12 protein-coding genes and 1 pseudogene are annotated in these 15,271 nt (G+C 61.8%); 6 read left to right on the top strand and 7 right to left on the bottom strand.

Annotation, left to right across the window (positions count from 1 at the left end):
• Positions 1–320 precede the first annotated feature (320 nt).
• Entirely contained in the window at positions 321–2,273 is a 1,953-nt protein-coding gene (locus P3T40_RS11100) for a hypothetical protein (protein ID WP_429267738.1), read from the top strand.
• A gap of 460 nt (positions 2,274–2,733) precedes the next feature.
• On the opposite strand, the pseudogene P3T40_RS11095 reads toward P3T40_RS11100, so the two are convergent.
• A pseudogene (locus P3T40_RS11095) lies at positions 2,734–2,865 on the bottom strand (IS5/IS1182 family transposase); the annotation flags it as partial.
• A gap of 281 nt (positions 2,866–3,146) precedes the next feature.
• On the opposite strand from P3T40_RS11095, the gene glyQ reads away from it, so the two are divergent.
• From glyQ to P3T40_RS11070, 5 genes are read left to right on the top strand one after another with little or no spacing between them, the layout of a single operon-like run.
• Positions 3,147–4,154: a glycine--tRNA ligase subunit alpha gene (gene glyQ / locus P3T40_RS11090; protein WP_429267927.1), complete on the top strand. Its 1,008-nt coding sequence runs from the start codon at positions 3,147–3,149 to the stop codon at positions 4,152–4,154.
• A 15-nt stretch (positions 4,155–4,169) separates the two neighbouring features.
• Positions 4,170–6,275, top strand: coding sequence for a glycine--tRNA ligase subunit beta (gene glyS / locus P3T40_RS11085; RefSeq protein WP_429267737.1), 2,106 nt, complete (start codon positions 4,170–4,172; stop codon positions 6,273–6,275).
• A gap of 50 nt (positions 6,276–6,325) precedes the next feature.
• Positions 6,326–6,886, top strand: a complete 561-nt coding sequence (gene gmhB / locus P3T40_RS11080; protein WP_429267736.1) for a D-glycero-beta-D-manno-heptose 1,7-bisphosphate 7-phosphatase — start codon at positions 6,326–6,328, stop codon at positions 6,884–6,886.
• 40 nt (positions 6,887–6,926) lie between these two features.
• Positions 6,927–7,685 (top strand): lysophospholipid acyltransferase family protein, encoded by a 759-nt coding sequence (locus tag P3T40_RS11075; protein ID WP_429267735.1) that lies wholly within the window; start codon positions 6,927–6,929, stop codon positions 7,683–7,685.
• A gap of 59 nt (positions 7,686–7,744) precedes the next feature.
• Positions 7,745–8,608, top strand: coding sequence for a M48 family metallopeptidase (locus P3T40_RS11070; protein ID WP_429267734.1), 864 nt, complete (start codon positions 7,745–7,747; stop codon positions 8,606–8,608).
• Between the two features lie 139 nt (positions 8,609–8,747).
• Here P3T40_RS11070 and P3T40_RS11065 read toward each other — a convergent pair whose 3' ends face one another.
• The 6 genes from P3T40_RS11065 to P3T40_RS11040 form a co-directional block, all read right to left on the bottom strand.
• Positions 8,748–9,146 (bottom strand): nuclear transport factor 2 family protein, encoded by a 399-nt coding sequence (locus P3T40_RS11065; RefSeq protein WP_429267733.1) that lies wholly within the window; start codon positions 9,144–9,146, stop codon positions 8,748–8,750.
• A 181-nt stretch (positions 9,147–9,327) separates the two neighbouring features.
• Positions 9,328–9,714, bottom strand: coding sequence for a lactoylglutathione lyase (gene gloA, locus P3T40_RS11060; protein WP_429267732.1), 387 nt, complete (start codon positions 9,712–9,714; stop codon positions 9,328–9,330).
• Between the two features lie 125 nt (positions 9,715–9,839).
• Positions 9,840–11,504, bottom strand: a complete 1,665-nt coding sequence (locus P3T40_RS11055) for a long-chain-fatty-acid--CoA ligase (protein WP_429267731.1) — start codon at positions 11,502–11,504, stop codon at positions 9,840–9,842.
• Between the two features lie 34 nt (positions 11,505–11,538).
• Positions 11,539–13,359, bottom strand: coding sequence for an alkyl sulfatase dimerization domain-containing protein (locus tag P3T40_RS11050; protein WP_429267730.1), 1,821 nt, complete (start codon positions 13,357–13,359; stop codon positions 11,539–11,541).
• Positions 13,360–13,454: 95 nt separating this feature from the next.
• Entirely contained in the window at positions 13,455–14,135 is a 681-nt protein-coding gene (locus tag P3T40_RS11045) for a TetR/AcrR family transcriptional regulator (RefSeq protein ID WP_429267729.1), read from the bottom strand.
• Between the two features lie 200 nt (positions 14,136–14,335).
• Positions 14,336–15,271 carry a LysR family transcriptional regulator gene (locus P3T40_RS11040; RefSeq protein WP_429267728.1) on the bottom strand — a complete coding sequence of 312 codons (936 nt, stop codon included), beginning with the start codon at positions 15,269–15,271 and terminating at the stop codon, positions 14,336–14,338.

Genomic DNA, 15,271 nt, shown 5'->3' with positions numbered 1-15,271 from the left:
CGAGTGCCGGACTCAAGCAGCACCTGTCTTTATCGATCGGAATCGTCAACTCGCAGCTCGACGTTCTTGAGTTCCGGCTAGATCAGGAGTTAAACGAAACCCGCTGCGCGGACATTACCCTTAGCTCGGCCAATCAGACAATCGACAGCGCGGCGCTGACGATCGAGAACGGCAGCGTGGTGTTCCATTGTCCGGGCGAGTTCCGGATCAAGGCGGCATCGTTCACATTCGAAGGGCCGGCTAGCCTGAATCCGCCTTTGCCTGTGATGCCCAAAAGCAAATTGAAACTGACGGACCAGTACCTCTCGTCGCGCTAACCCATGATTATTAGCCCACCATTCCTGCCGGCTGCCGGCCTGAACTCCAGTGTCCCGTCGGAAACCGATCCGATGATGGCCGCAGTGGAAAGTTTTGAACTGCCCCATGAAGGGGTCTATCCGATTGCCTTTGACCGCCGCTGGCATTGCGGCTCGCACCTCGCGCCGTCTGAGCAGACCGAACCGGTGCGGGCCATCGCCGACGGGGAAGTGATCGCGTACCGCGTCAGCAAGAATGCGGTCACCGATGGCCATATCGACCCGGATACCCGCAGCCCCGCACTGAACTCGAATACCGGCTTCGTGCTGCTCAAACATTTGACCGATACGGGCGACGGGCGCACCATCACCTTCTATTCGCTGTACATGCATCTGCTGGACATGACCAACCAGCACAGCATCGCTCACCAGCCGAGCGATCCTCCTACGGGCAGTTCACCTACCGGCCTGCCCGCGTGGCTGCTCGACACGGCCGGCGGCAAGGACGGAACGGTTCAATCCGGCAACGGAAGGAAGGTCTGGCGCAAGGACATGCTGGGTTACCCGGGCCGTTGTCATGACATGCCGCATCTGCATTTCGAAATCTTCATGACCGCAGCGGATTTCACGGCGTGGTTCGCCCAGGCCGGGCATACGGTCCAGCTTGGTGTGAAACATCCGGTCACACTCACTTCGAAGGACTACTGGGGGCACAGCTACTTCGTGATTCCCGGCGGTCAATCTTTCGTCAGCGTACCGCCGGGACAGCACAACTCCGCGTATTTTCCGGCATTGACCGCCGGTACGCTGGATGCACACAGTACGCTGTACGTTGAAGTGTATTTCCACAAGGGCGCGCGCTACACACGCTCGTGGGTCGACCGGGGCGATGGCAAGATTACGCCGCTGACGGCGTCGCCGGTGAAGGACCGCTACGCCGAGTACGAATACAAACTGTACGAACGGGCGACAGCGCTTTATCCGGCCTGCCCGAGCGACGGTTATGAGTTGCTGCGCTTTGGCCGCATCCTGGGTACGGACCAGCCGACCTTGCCTGCCTCAGCGCACGGTACATGGGTCGCAGTACCGTTCGATGAGAACGGTACCCAAGGCTATATTGACATCAGCCAGGATGCCATCCAGAAACTGTCGGATGCGGATTTCCCGTTTTTCATGGGCTGGCAGAAGATCGAAGATATCAACACGCCGCTCGATGAGGCCGGTCTCTGGCGCTTCGATGAACTTAGAAAGCTGGTCGGTGACGCGACGGCTGATCAGTATTCTGCGAGCCAGATCGATCCGGAGTTCAGGCTGGACGACAACCTGCCGGACTATGTGCAGGGCAGCGACGCAGTTCGGGCCCGGCTCAAAGGCTTCGTGTGCCACGCACCGAGCGAATGGGATACGGCTAACAATGATCCACGCTACAAAGGGCTGAACGAACCGGATGGATTCTTCGGTAGCCGCGCCGACACCGACCCGGATGGGTATAACAAATTCCTGGGTTTTCTGAAGAAATTCCAGTTCTTGGATCAGACGCCGCTTGGGGGTGGCCAGAAGTTCTGGTTCTTCCATCCGCTCGCGTTTATTCGGCATTTCAGGAAGTGTGGATGGATGAGTTGCAACGAGATGTTCCAGATGTTTCCGATGACGGCCATGCGGGCGGCGGCGCATCATCAGTGGGTATCTGAACGGGTATCAATTCTTCCGGGTACCGTCGACAAGTATCGGACCGACTTGAACAATGCAGCACGCCGCTATGGAATAGTGACATCGCTCCGCATGGCGGCGTTTTACGCCAACACCATGCAGGAAACGACTTGGTTCGGATCGCTCGCAGAAGGCGAGAATAAGAAGAATCCACAACGTTATTTACCTTGGCAAGGCCGTGGATTAGGCCCGAGCAACATTTCAATACGTACACGCTCTCAGGAAAAAATTGGACAGGACGTGGCTACACCTATGACGAGGAGTTAACGCGACAAAGAATCTTCAGGACATTTAATTTCTGCTTGGTTCAGAGCGACGGTCCGCAGGTGCTTTGTATAAACGCGGAAGTTATGGCGCTGGACAATCCCCGGATCAATCTGCTCCCGAGGCTTACGGACGTATTAAAGAGTATCGAATTTATCCGCGCACCGACATCAAAGGCTGCAGGCGCAGCAAGTAGCGCTGCTACTCGGAACCAGTAGACAGGGGACACCGGCGCAATCTCCCACCAGAGAAGACAGCATTGTGGTGGATCTCGAAAAGGTAAAGGAATAGTTGGAATGCAATACCCCAAAATTGCTATTTTTGCTCTGCTTGGCGCCCTAGGGATTTCCTCGTGTAGAGTTTGGAAGCGCAGATTGACATCGAAGCCACCAGTCTCGCGAAAGCCGCACCTTCCGACGAGCGCCGTGGTACCACCTCAAATTCAACGTTGAAAAATTTGAGGTTGGGCACCGCGCGCCGCGATCATTGCGTGGCCCTGCTTCGTGTCGCACACGCCGTCGCCGCCAACAATTCCAGCTGACATATCGGCGGGAATCTGGCCGAGCAGTTCAGGCAACACGTTCGCGTCGTCGATACCTAATGCGTCATCAGCACCCCGTTCTATACCCGTCGGTTCCCGACGCGGCACACACCTTTCGGCTCGCCCGTCTCGCGTCCCTGCTTCCGCATCTATACCCGCAAGTATTCAAGTTGGGCACCTGGCGCCCCTTTCCTCCGGGCCGCCCCGAAACCCCGCCCCCAAAAATTCTCCCCCCGCCCCCTTTCCGTTAAAATCTACCGTTTAGCACTTTGCTCCACGGCCACCTCGCGCGCCCCGGCGCTTGCGGCGCGGCCTCCATGCCCGAAAGGCACTTCATGCTCACGTTTCAGCAAATCATCCTGACGCTGCAATCCTACTGGGACAAGCAGGGTTGCGCGCTGCTCCAGCCGATCGATATGGAAGTCGGCGCGGGCACGTCCCACGTCCACACGTTCCTGCGCGCGGTCGGCCCCGAGCCGTGGCGCGCCGCCTACGTGCAGCCATCGCGCCGCCCGAAGGACGGGCGTTACGGCGAGAACCCGAACCGCCTGCAGCACTACTACCAGTACCAGGTGGTGTTGAAGCCGGCGCCGGAAAACATCCTCGACCTGTACCTCGGCTCACTCGAGGCGCTCGGTTTCGACCTGAAGCAGAACGACGTCCGCTTCGTGGAAGACGACTGGGAAAACCCCACGCTGGGCGCCTGGGGCCTCGGCTGGGAAGTCTGGCTGAACGGCATGGAAGTGACCCAGTTCACCTACTTCCAGCAAGTGGGCGGTCTGGACTGCAAGCCGGTGCTCGGCGAAATCACCTACGGGCTCGAACGTCTCGCCATGTACCTGCAGAAGGTCGAGAACGTCTACGACCTGGTCTGGACGGAGTGGGAGGAGCAAGGCCCTAACGGTCCTGAACTGCGCCGCCTGTCGTACGGCGACGTGTATCACCAGAACGAAGTCGAGCAATCCACCTATAACTTCGAGTACGCGAACACCGAGCTGCTGTTCTCGATGTTCAACAGCTACGAAGCCGAAGCGAAGCGCATGATGGAAGTGCCGCTCGCGCTGCCGGCCTACGAACTGGTGCTGAAGGCCGGCCACACGTTCAACCTGCTCGACGCACGCGGCGCGATCTCCGTGACCGAGCGTGCGGCCTACATCGGCCGGATTCGGAATCTGTCGCGCCAGGTGGCGCAGGCTTACTACGAATCGCGCGAGAAGCTCGGCTTCCCGATGCTCGGCAATCCGGTGCACGGTGTGCCCGGCCTCACGACCGACGCACAGGACGCCGCGATGCCCGCCTGGGCGCCGCCGCTCAAAGTCGAACGCAAGATCGACCCGGACTGACGAGAACACGAACAGATGACTCATCCCCAACACGCCACCCTCCTCGTCGAACTGCTGACTGAGGAATTGCCGCCCAAGGCGCTCGCACGCCTCGGCGATGCATTCGCCGAAGGTATCGCCCAGCGCCTCGCGGCGCGCGACCTGATCGAAGGCGAGCTGTCGTTCGAACGCTACGCCACGCCGCGCCGTCTCGCGGTCACGATCAAGAATGTGCGCAACGTCGCGCCGGAAAGGCACGTGCGCGAAAAGGTGCTGCCGGTTTCGGTCGCGCTCGACAAAGACGGCCAGCCCACCGCGCCGCTTGCCAAGAAGCTCGCCGCCCTCGGGTTCCCTGACTTCAAGGTGGACGACCTGGAGCGCGCCTCCGACGGCAAGGCGGACGCCTTCTTCCTGCGCTACGCCGCACCGGGCGCGACGCTCGCCGAAGGCCTGCAAGCCGCGCTCGACGAAACGCTGACCGTTTCCAAGCTGCCTATTCCGAAGGTCATGACGTATCAACGTCCGGACGGCACCAATATCCAGTTCGTGCGCCCAGCGCAGCGCCTCACCGCATTGCACGGCGAGCAAGTGGTTCCGGTCACCGCGCTCGGCATCGATGCGGACGACACCACGCTCGGCCATCGCTTCCTGTCCGAAGGCTTCGTGCAGATCCAGCACGCCGACGCATACGCGGAAACACTGCGTCACAAAGGCCACGTGGTCGCCAGCTTTGCTGACCGCAAGGAAGCCATCCGCACCCATCTGCTCGCGCAGGCCGAAGGCGACCAGGTCGTGATGCCTGAAGCGCTGCTCGACGAAGTGACCGCGCTTGTCGAATGGCCAGTGGTCTACACCTGCCGCTTCGAGGACGAATTCCTGCAAGTCCCACAGGAATGCCTGATTCTGACGATGCAGACGAACCAGAAGTACTTCGCACTGACCGACGCCGCCGGTAAGCTGCGCTCGCGTTTCCTGATCGTCTCGAACATCGAGACGCAAACGCCGGGCGATATCATCGAAGGCAACGAGCGCGTGGTGCGCCCGCGTCTGGCCGATGCAAAGTTCTTCTTCGAGCAGGACAAGAAGAAGCCGCTCGCCGACCGCGTCCCGCTGCTCGCCAACGTCGTGTATCACAACAAGCTCGGCTCGGCGCTGCAACGCGTCGAACGCGTCGAAGCACTGGCTGGTGCGATTGCCGCGCTGATGGGCGCGGATGTTGCGCTCGCCAAACGCGCCGCCCTGCTCGCCAAGGCCGATCTGATCACCGACATGGTCGGCGAATTCCCCGAGCTGCAAGGCACGATGGGCACGTATTACGCACGCCACGACGGCGAGCCCGAAGAAGTCGCGCTGGCCTGCACGGAACACTATCAGCCGCGTTTCTCCGGCGATGCCTTGCCCGCAACGGCAACCGGCACCGTCGTCGCACTGGCTGACAAGCTCGAAACGCTGGTCGGCATCTGGGGCATTGGTCTGCAACCGACCGGCGAGAAGGACCCATTCGCCTTGCGCCGTCATGCACTGGGCGTGCTGCGGATCCTCGTCGAAAAGCAGTTGCCGGTCGACCTCGTCGAACTCCTGCGCACCGCTTACGCGCAATTCGCTGCGGTGCCGAACGTCGCCGACTCGACGCAGGCCATCTACGAATTCTGCATGGACCGTCTGCGTGGTCTGCTGCGCGAGCGCGGCTATTCGGCGGGTGAAATCGACGCCGTGCTGGCGCTGAACCCGACGCGCCTGAACGACATCGTCGCACGCCTTGACGCGGTCCGCGAATTCTCTTCGCTCAGCGAAGCGGCTTCGCTCGCAGCGGCCAACAAGCGCATTTCGAACATCCTGAAGAAGTCGGATGGCACACCGGTGAGCGGCGTGCAACCTACGTTGCTGATCGAAGCGGCAGAAAAAGCGCTATACGCGCAGCTCGAACAGGTCGCTCCGCGCGTCCAGTCGCAACTGGCTGCGCACGACTACACGGGCGCGCTGACTGCGCTTGCGGCGCTGCGCGAACCGGTCGACACGTTCTTCAACAACGTAATGGTCAACGCTGAAGATCCCGCGTTGCGCGCTAACCGTCTGGCCTTGCTCGGCGCACTGCATCAGCAGATGAACTGCGTCGCGGACATCTCCAGGCTGGCGGCGTAAGTGACCAACCAGAGCGACCCAATCCAGCGCGCCCACTGAACCGACGAACCATGCCGACCTCCCACAAAAAAGTCGTTGTCCTCGACCGTGACGGTGTGATCAACGTCGATTCCGATGCGTTCATCAAGTCGCCGGACGAGTGGGTCGCGCTGCCCGGGAGTCTCGAAGCGATTGCCCGTCTGAATCAGGCCGGCTATCGCGTGGCGATCGCGACGAACCAGTCGGGCATCGGGCGGGGTCTGTTCGACATGAACGCACTCAACGCGATGCATCTGAAGATGCACCGGATGGTCGCGGCAGTCGGTGGACGCATCGACGCGGTGTTCTTCTGCCCGCACACGGCGGAGGATCATTGCGAGTGCCGCAAGCCGAAACCCGGCATGCTGAAGATGATCGCCGAGCGCTTCGAAGCGGATCCGGACGAGACACCGGTCGTGGGCGATTCGCTGCGCGACCTGCAAGCGGGCGCGGCGCTTGGTTTTCCCGCGCATCTGGTGCTAACCGGCAAGGGCCGCAAGACGCTCGCTACTGGCGGCCTGCCTGAAGGCACGAAGGTTCACGATGATTTGCGCGCCTTCTCGCTCGACTTTCTCTCCACAGAACAACACTGACGCGACCTACGCGCGTCCTTGATAACAACCTTCCACGCCGATGCGCTTCCTCCGTTCGCTGTTGCTGCTGATCTACCTGGTGGTCTACACGATCCCCTACGCGACCGCCTGCTTCATCGCTTTCCCGTTCATGCGCGCCGAGCGCCGCTACTGGATGGCGGCCGGCTGGTGCCGCTCGACGCTCGCGGTCGTGCGTTGGCTAAACGGCATCAAGTACCGTATCGAAGGCTTCGAGAATCTGCCTGACGGCCCGGCCGTGCTGCTGTCGAAGCATCAATCGGCATGGGAAACGCTGGCGTTTCCGGCATTGATGCCACGTCCGTTGTGCTACGTTTTCAAGCGCGAACTGCTATACGTGCCGTTTTTCGGCTGGGCCCTCGGCCTGCTGAAGATGGTGCATATCAACCGCAAGGACGGCAAGTACGCGTTCGAGTCGGTCATCCGGCAAGGCAAGGCGCGCATGGAAGAAGGCGCCTGGGTCATCATGTTTCCGGAGGGCACCCGCACACCGACGGGCAAGCAGGGCAAATACAAAACCGGTGGTGCGCGCTTCGCAGTAGGGACCGGTGCGCCGGTCGTACCGATTGCGCACAACGCGGGGCGTGTGTGGCCGCGCAACTCGTTTCTCAAATATGCGGGTATAGTCACAGTGTCGATCGGCAAGCCGATCGAGACGAAGGGGCTCACGCCCGATGAAGTGAACACGCGCGTCGAGACGTGGATCGAAGCGGAGATGCGTCGCATTGATCCTGCCGCGTATCGTGCTGCGGATAGCACACCCGCCGCCGCCCGTATCTGACGCGCCCGCGCCATTGATGGCGTATTTGCGCCGGCGCGTATTGCGCGAAACCTGAACCGATGCAGAAGTCTCCCACGCCGCAGCCCGCTGCGGCGCTCGATAGCCGGCAACTCGATCTGCCGCTCTTCGCCGAGCCGGCAATCCCGCCGTCCACGCCGCCTTCATCGCTGAAGCCGGATGTGCCACGCGCGCCCGACGGCTCGAAGTTGCGCAGCCTGACGCTCGGCACGCAGACCCTTCACTACCAGCTCAAACGGTCATCGCGCCGTTCGATCGGCTTTGCGATCGACAGCAGTGGCCTGATGATCACTGCACCACGTTGGGTCACGCTGGCCGACATCGAAACCGCTATCAGCGAAAAGCAGCGCTGGATTTTCACGAAGTTGATTGAATGGCAAACGCGTGTCGAGCAACGCGCGCTGCCGCGCGTCGACTGGAAGGACGGCGCCCAGGTGCCGTATCTCGGCCAGCCGGTGCGCGTCACGCTCGGTGCGCCGCGCGGCACGCTCGCCTTCGATGCCGAGCAAGCCGCGCTCGCGTTGCCGCTGCCCCTGCAAGCCGATCCTCAGCAGATCAAGGATCGTGTTCAGGGTTGGTTGCAAGGCGAAGCCAAGCGGCTATTCGGCGAACGCCTCGCGATTTACGCGGAGAAGCTGGGGGTGAGTTATCGCGCCTACGCGCTGTCTTCAGCGGCGACGCGTTGGGGTAGTTGTTCGAGCGATGGCAAGATCCGGCTCAACTGGCGGCTGATTCACTTCCCGCTGTCGATCATCGATTATGTCGTCGCGCATGAGCTCGCGCATCTGCGCGAGATGAATCATAGCCCGCGTTTCTGGCAGACGGTCGAATCGATCTTTCCGGAATTCCGCGAGGCGCGGCAGACACTCAAGCATCATCCGCCTGAGTTGTTGCCTACTCTGTGAGGCTGATGCGATGCACGAAGAAAGCGTCTTGCGAAAAGACGCTTTTTTTCGCCATTTAGCTGTAGAGAAGCGAGTCGTCGTTGCTTCGGCCACTATCGCGGCACTCGCCTCGCCTCGTCTCGGGCAAGTGATGCGCTGATCACTCCGTGCAGAACGTTTCCTGCAAATGCCGCCACTGCACCCTGCCGTGCGCGTCAATTTCCAGCACCGCCGTGGAGCGCCGCAAATTGCGGCTGTGCTCGCCGTCCGACTGCCGCTCGTTGTACGTCACGACCGCCCCACCCGCATACTGGGCGACGATCGTACTGTCGGTAATCTGGATTTTGAAGTTCGGCCGCTGCCCGCCATGCTGAGCGAAGATGTCGCGCAGCGTCGGCCAGTCCAACGTCCCGCCGTTCGGCAGAATCATCGAAAATTGCGGCGAAAAGTGCGCCATCAGATGGTCAAGTGCACCGGCTTGCGCCGCGCCGCTGTACCACGCCTCTACCTCGGCGTTGACGGCCTGGATCTCGTCGAAGTAGGGATTCGCGTCATTCATCGTTTATGTCTGTGGTTGCCGCCGGCCAGCGCCATCGCGCGTCGCACTGCTTCAGCCACGCTCAAACAACGTCAAGCCAGGTCTGATGCAGCGCAGCGTGCGGTGCGCGGTGCTCGGGATAACTGCGCTGCGCGGCACTGGACGCACCGTAGCGAAGCCCGGCGCGCCGCTCTCACGCAGGTTATTTCTTCTTCTGGATGAATTCGATCTTGTAGCCGTCCGGATCGGTCACAAACGCGATCACGGTGGTGCCGTGTTTCATCGGGCCGGCCTCGCGCACGACAGTGCCGCCTTGCGCCTTGATCTTGTCGCAAGCCGCGTAGGCATCTTCGACCTCGACCGCCAGGTGGCCAAAACCGGTGCCCAGATCATACGATTCGGTGTCCCAGTTGTGCGTCAGCTCGATGACGGTGCCGTCGCTCTCATCCTCGTAGCCCACGAAGGCGAGCGTGAACTTGCCCTCCGGATAATCGTGGCGGCGCAGCAATTTCATGCCGAGCAATTCAGTGTAGAACTTGACCGAGCGGTCCAGGTTGCCCACTCGGAGCATGGTGTGTAGAAGGCGCATCGTGTACTCCCCGTTGCTTGATGTCGAGGACGTAAATGTACCCGGAATCGCGCCATGCTGCTGACAACCCAACAAGGGCCGACAGGACCAAGCAGCCCTGTCAGGCACCTGCGCAACCGATGACGTTACGCTCGCGGCTTGGCCTCGTCGCGTAAGGCACGCCGCAGAATCTTGCCGACGTTCGTCTTCGGCAGTTCGGTGCGAAATTCAATGATCTTGGGCCGCTTGTAGCCGGTGAGTTGCTCCTTGCAGAAATTGAAAATATCCGTTTCAGTCAGCGCTGGATCGCGCTTCACGACGAACAGTTTGACCGCTTCGCCCGCCTGTTCGTCCGGCACACCGACCGCGACCACTTCGAACACGCCTGGATGTTTTGCCACCACATCCTCGATCTCGTTCGGGTAGACGTTGAAGCCCGACACCAGAATCATGTCCTTCTTGCGATCGACGATTCTCACGAAGCCGGCTTTGTCCATCAGCCCGACGTCGCCTGATTTGAAGAAGCCATCCGCGGTCATCGCGCGAGCGGTTTCGTCGGGACGATTCCAGTAGCCGGCCATCACTTGTGGACCGCGAATGCAGATCTCGCCCGGCTGACCAAGGGGCACATCGTTGCCAGCGTCATCGCGGATAGATATCTCCGTTGACGGCAGCGGCAAGCCGACGGTGCCGTTGAACGACGTTGCAGTGGGCGGATTGGTGGTCGCACACGGCGAGGTCTCCGACAGCCCATAGCCTTCGATAATCGGCACACCCGTCGCCGCTTGCCAGCGTTGCGCGACCGCTTGCTGCACCGCCATGCCGCCGCCCGTGCTCTGCACCAGCTTCGAAAAATCGAGTGTCGCGAACGCCGGGTCGTTGAGTAACGCGTTATACATCGTATTCACGCCCGGAAACGAATTGATCGCATAGCCCCGCAGCGTTTCGATCATGCCGGAGATGTCGCGCGGATTCGGAATCAAAATGCCCACGCCACCGCAGCGCATCGTCAGCAAGGCACAGATGGTCAGGCCGAAGATGTGATAGAGCGGCAACGCGACGGCGGTGATGTACTGGCCGATATCAGTGCGGTTTCGGTAGGCCGGTTCGCGCCACACCTCGGATTGCACGATGTTGGCAACCAGATTGCGATGCAGCAGCGTCGCGCCCTTCGAGACACCGGTCGTGCCGCCTGTGTACTGCAGCACCGCGACATCGTCAGCGGAGATTCGCACCGGCGTGAAGCCCACCTCGGCGCCGCGGGCGATGGCGTCGCCCAGGCTCACGTGCGAGTGCCGCACGGTCTCATCCGAAATCGAATCGCCAGCAACAAACAGCGCCGCGCCCTTCATTTCACCAATCGACGTCACCACCACATGCCGCACTGCAGTACGCGCCTGCACGGCCTGCAGCGTGGCGGCAAACGTGTCGAGTATGACAATTGCCTCGGCGCCGCTATCGTTCAACTGATGCTCGAGCTCACGCGGTGTGTACAGCGGATTCACGTTCACCACGATATAGCCCGCGCGCAAAATCGCTGCCATCGCGACTGGATACTGCAACAGGTTCGGCAGCATCACGGCGATCCGCGCGCCTTGCGCGAGACCCTGCGCCTGAAACCACGCGGCAAGATGGCGCGACTTTTCGTCCAGTTCTGCATAGGTCATCTCGCACCCCATGCAGACAAAGGCACGTGCCGCCGCATGCTCGCGGAAGCTGCGCTCGAGCAGATCCGCAACGGAGCCAAATTGCGTCGTATCGATCTCCGCCGAGACGCCTGGCGGATAAGACTTCAACCAGATCTTTTCCATCTCCTCAATCCCTCCTTGTGCAGGTTCGCGAGGCCTAGCGGCTGGCGAGCGCCGGCATGCGCCGCGTTGGCCGGTCGAAGCTGTCGAAGAATGCGCGCAGTTGAGGAAGCGTACCGCGCTCCAGCGCTATCGCACCACTTTCGAGACCTGCCGGCAACTGCCCTGCGATATCGCGCAGCAGTCCGTACAAGGTCGCAGTATTGAGCGCGAGCTGCAGATCCGCAGCCGCAGGCGTGCGCTCATGAACCTGCAATACGCCGCGGCGCAACTCGAGCGCGTAGGTTTCGTCTCGATCTGTAATACGGAATACTAACGTTGCGTGCAGATCGGCACAACGACCCGGATCAATGCACACGCTGAAGCGCTGGAACACATTGCGTAACGGTTGGGCACGTAGCACGTCGGTGGACGCCAGGCTCGCGCTGCCCGCGAACGGCAGATCCTCGTAGGCACGCTCGAGTTCTCGTGCCGCGCTCAGGTACCAGTTGCGCCAGTTGGTGTTCTCGGTACGATAGCCCAGTTCGCGCAGCGCCTCGGCCTTGATGCTACGGGCGTCGGCATCGTCGATGTCGAGCCGCACGAGCAGCGTCGCCAGTTCAGCGGCCCAGCGCCAGTCGCTATCGCCGAGCGCGACCCGCGCGGCGGCGCGTACTCTATCCGTGCCGCCCATCATGTCGACCGTACGGCGCGCGCGCTCAACACGCGGCAACGGGTCGAGGGACGCCGGATCGCCATCGAACCAGCCGAGTTGCCCCGAATACACCTGGCGCACCGAATGCTTGACCGTGCCGTAGTACTCGCCGAGCCACGCGTGCTGTGCGAGATGCGGCGGCAACGCAGGGATCGCTTCCGCGAGTTCGTCCGGCGTCATGCCGAAGTTCATGTGGCGGATCGTCTGATCGTGGATGAACTGAATGGCATCGCGATACACCGTCAGCACATCCGCAACCGCCGCGGCGCCCGACACCGGGCGGCCATGCGCCGGCACCATATGCGCAGCGCCGAAGCCGCGCATCATGTCGATTGTCTGGTACCAACGCACCGGATCGCGATAGCGCGTGCCACGCAGCGTATGCACGTTCGCGAGGCACTCACCCTGGATCACTTCCGCCGACAACAACACGCCGAGATCCGGCAACCACATCACAATCTCGTCGTCCGCTTCGGACGGCGCGTAGCGGAACTGGAAGCGCACGCCGGCCAGCACGATATCGAGCGCGTCATCGAACACACGAGTAGGCGCGAAAAAGCTCGCCGGCTCGGCGATCAGCACCGGCCCGATCCCCGCGTTGACCTTGCCGGTCGCGCCGGCCGGCAACAGCGTGCCGAAGCTGTACGCCGAACGCGTGGCGAGAATGGGCGCAACCAGATTGGCATTGTTGATCACCGTGTCCATCAGCGTACGGTGCGCGATGATCTCGACCTGCCCCGCTTCGAGCGCGGCTTCGTCGACGAACGCGCGCACGCCGCCAGTGTGATCCGTGTGGTTATGCGTGTAGACGACCGCCTTCACCGGCAACCCGGCGTGACGTGGATCGATCGCGCAAAAGTCTTCGTAGATACGCTTCGCCGCCGATACCGCCTCAGTTGCGTCGACGACCACGATTCCATCGTCGCCGACCACAAAGATGATGTTCGCAATCGCGTATCCCACCGCGCAATACACCCGCTCGGCCACGCGGTAGATGCGCTGCGCCATGCGGCGCGAATGTTCCGTGAGCCGCGGCGGCACCGTCGGCGCAGCAATGGCGAAGGCGAGATTGACGCCGGCATCGAAGGCGACGTCGAGCGGATCGCCGACATGCGGCGCGTCAAAAGCAGGATTGCGAAGGCTCGCAGGGCAACAACGGGTCATGCAGTGTCTCCTCCAGGAAAGCTGGCCAAGTCTCTGGCAGCCAGCTTTTAAAAAATCGGAAACGGAATTCTTATTCCGTTTTTTGCTTAAAAAAATCAGCCGTCGGGAAGACCGAGGCAGCGGCGAAATGCCGTCTGCAGCCACGGACGCAGGCGGCGGCTCTCGAGCGATAGCGGCCCCGGATCGTTCAGGATGCTATTCACCAGCAAGCCATTGATCATCTGTACCGACGCGCGCACTTCGAAGTCAAGAGCCGCCGCCTGCGAAGCGGGCGCGCCGCGCGCCGCAAGCAGCGCGTCGACGAGGCGCGGCGCGAGCAGCGCCAACACTTCGCGATTGGCCTCCTTGGCCGCATCCCAGCTCGGCTTGAGCTGCGAGGACCGCAGCAGCGAGGCATGGTAAAGCCCACGATTGCGCCGGAACACCTGCACGTAAAACGCCACCACCGCGTCGGCGAGCGTACCTGCATCGTTAGAGCGCCATACCGGGTCGCGCTCGAGAATCTCGCGCACGTAGTCGAGACCTTCGGCCATCACCCGGTCCTGGACTACTTCGAAGAACGCGTCCTTGTTGTCGAAGCGGCGGTAGAACGCGCCAATCGACGTGCCCGCACGTTCGACAATATCGTTGATGGACAGATCGTCGAGATTGCCGCTCGCCTCGATCAACTCGCGTCCGGCTTGCAGCATCTTGGCGAGGCCGACCTGACTGCGGGTCTGACGCGGCGCCGCGATGGCGGAAGAGGATTCGCGCTTGCGAAGAGGCGTGCTTGTCATGCGGCTTTCAACATCGTGTCAAGGCAAAGGGTGCGGGATGGTCGGGTGCCGGATGAGACAAACGCAGGCAATGCCGGGCAAACGCGAAGCAAAGGCAAAACCGGTTCGCCATCAAAAACGGAATCCTGATTCCGAATCGTCACGGATCAGCCTGGCTTTGTCAACCGCACCGAGGGTAAATCCTGTGCCGATGAGTCGGCCTACAACAAATGCTGCGCGGCGTGGTTAGCCTCATCCATGATCTGTTCGGTCAGCGCGAGCGCCGAACTGGCCGCGGGCGACGGGGTGCGCTCTGCCAGGTACACGAGCGCGAATTCGAGGCTCAGCTTCGGCGGGTTGGTCAGCGCAATGCGTGCCAGCCGCCGCGTCTCGAGATCGCGCCGCACTGACGAGCCAGTGGCAAACAATACGGCGTCCGTCTGCGCCACGACGTCCTTCAGCACCGCGACATCGTTGCACTCCACCTGCAAGGGGATCTGCTCGTGAGCCCGGTATTTCAGCAACCGGTGCACCGCGTCCTTCATAAACGCCGGCAACGTCACCGACACCAGCGGAAACTCGCGCAACGCGGCGATCGGGACGGGCCCACGCGTCAGCAGCGGATGTCCGGGGCGCGCAAACCAGGCGCCATCGTGGCGCGGCAAGCGCTGCATCGTGACATCCGGTGTCACGGGCGGCACCCGCCGGTCCGTCACCAGAAAGTCGACCTGCTCGGCGCGCAGTTTGCCGAGCAACGCATCCCCTTCGCCTAATTCGATAGAAATCTTGATCTTCGGAAAGCGCCGCGAAAACTCCACCAGCAGATCGGGCAGCAGCACGACGGCCGGGTAGGGGCCGAGCCCGATACGCACCTCGCCAAGTTCGTGGGCCTTGAGCAGTTCGACGTCGCGAAACAGGCACCGTGTCTCGAAAAGGACGCGGCGCGCACGTTCGACCAGCAGCCGCCCTGCCGCCGTCATGGCAACGCCGCGCGCCGCCCGGTCGAACAGCTTCATGCCCAGTTCTTCCTCCAGCGCCTGAATGCTGCGGCTAAGCGCGGGCTGACTCAAATGCACGCGTTCAGCGGCGCGCGCAAAGCTGCCCTCTTCGGCGAGCGCAATCAGGTGGGTGAGCCGGCGTGAATTGATCTCATGCAT

The organism is Paraburkholderia sp. EB58 (genome assembly GCF_050436665.1).
Lineage (GTDB): Bacteria > Pseudomonadota > Gammaproteobacteria > Burkholderiales > Burkholderiaceae > Paraburkholderia.
This window is presented reverse-complemented; position numbering and strand designations above follow the sequence as displayed.

Coding starts and splice junctions, on each gene's coding strand:
- P3T40_RS11100 (WP_429267738.1), top strand. CDS start 321: ATGATTATTAGCCCACCATTCCTGCCGGCTGCCGGCCTGAACTCCAGT.
- glyQ (WP_429267927.1), top strand. CDS start 3,147: ATGCTCACGTTTCAGCAAATCATCCTGACGCTGCAATCCTACTGGGAC.
- glyS (WP_429267737.1), top strand. CDS start 4,170: ATGACTCATCCCCAACACGCCACCCTCCTCGTCGAACTGCTGACTGAG.
- gmhB (WP_429267736.1), top strand. CDS start 6,326: ATGCCGACCTCCCACAAAAAAGTCGTTGTCCTCGACCGTGACGGTGTG.
- P3T40_RS11075 (WP_429267735.1), top strand. CDS start 6,927: ATGCGCTTCCTCCGTTCGCTGTTGCTGCTGATCTACCTGGTGGTCTAC.
- P3T40_RS11070 (WP_429267734.1), top strand. CDS start 7,745: ATGCAGAAGTCTCCCACGCCGCAGCCCGCTGCGGCGCTCGATAGCCGG.
- P3T40_RS11065 (WP_429267733.1), bottom strand. CDS start 9,146: ATGAATGACGCGAATCCCTACTTCGACGAGATCCAGGCCGTCAACGCC.
- gloA (WP_429267732.1), bottom strand. CDS start 9,714: ATGCGCCTTCTACACACCATGCTCCGAGTGGGCAACCTGGACCGCTCG.
- P3T40_RS11055 (WP_429267731.1), bottom strand. CDS start 11,504: ATGGAAAAGATCTGGTTGAAGTCTTATCCGCCAGGCGTCTCGGCGGAG.
- P3T40_RS11050 (WP_429267730.1), bottom strand. CDS start 13,359: ATGACCCGTTGTTGCCCTGCGAGCCTTCGCAATCCTGCTTTTGACGCG.
- P3T40_RS11045 (WP_429267729.1), bottom strand. CDS start 14,135: ATGACAAGCACGCCTCTTCGCAAGCGCGAATCCTCTTCCGCCATCGCG.
- P3T40_RS11040 (WP_429267728.1), bottom strand. CDS start 15,271: ATGCATGAGATCAATTCACGCCGGCTCACCCACCTGATTGCGCTCGCC.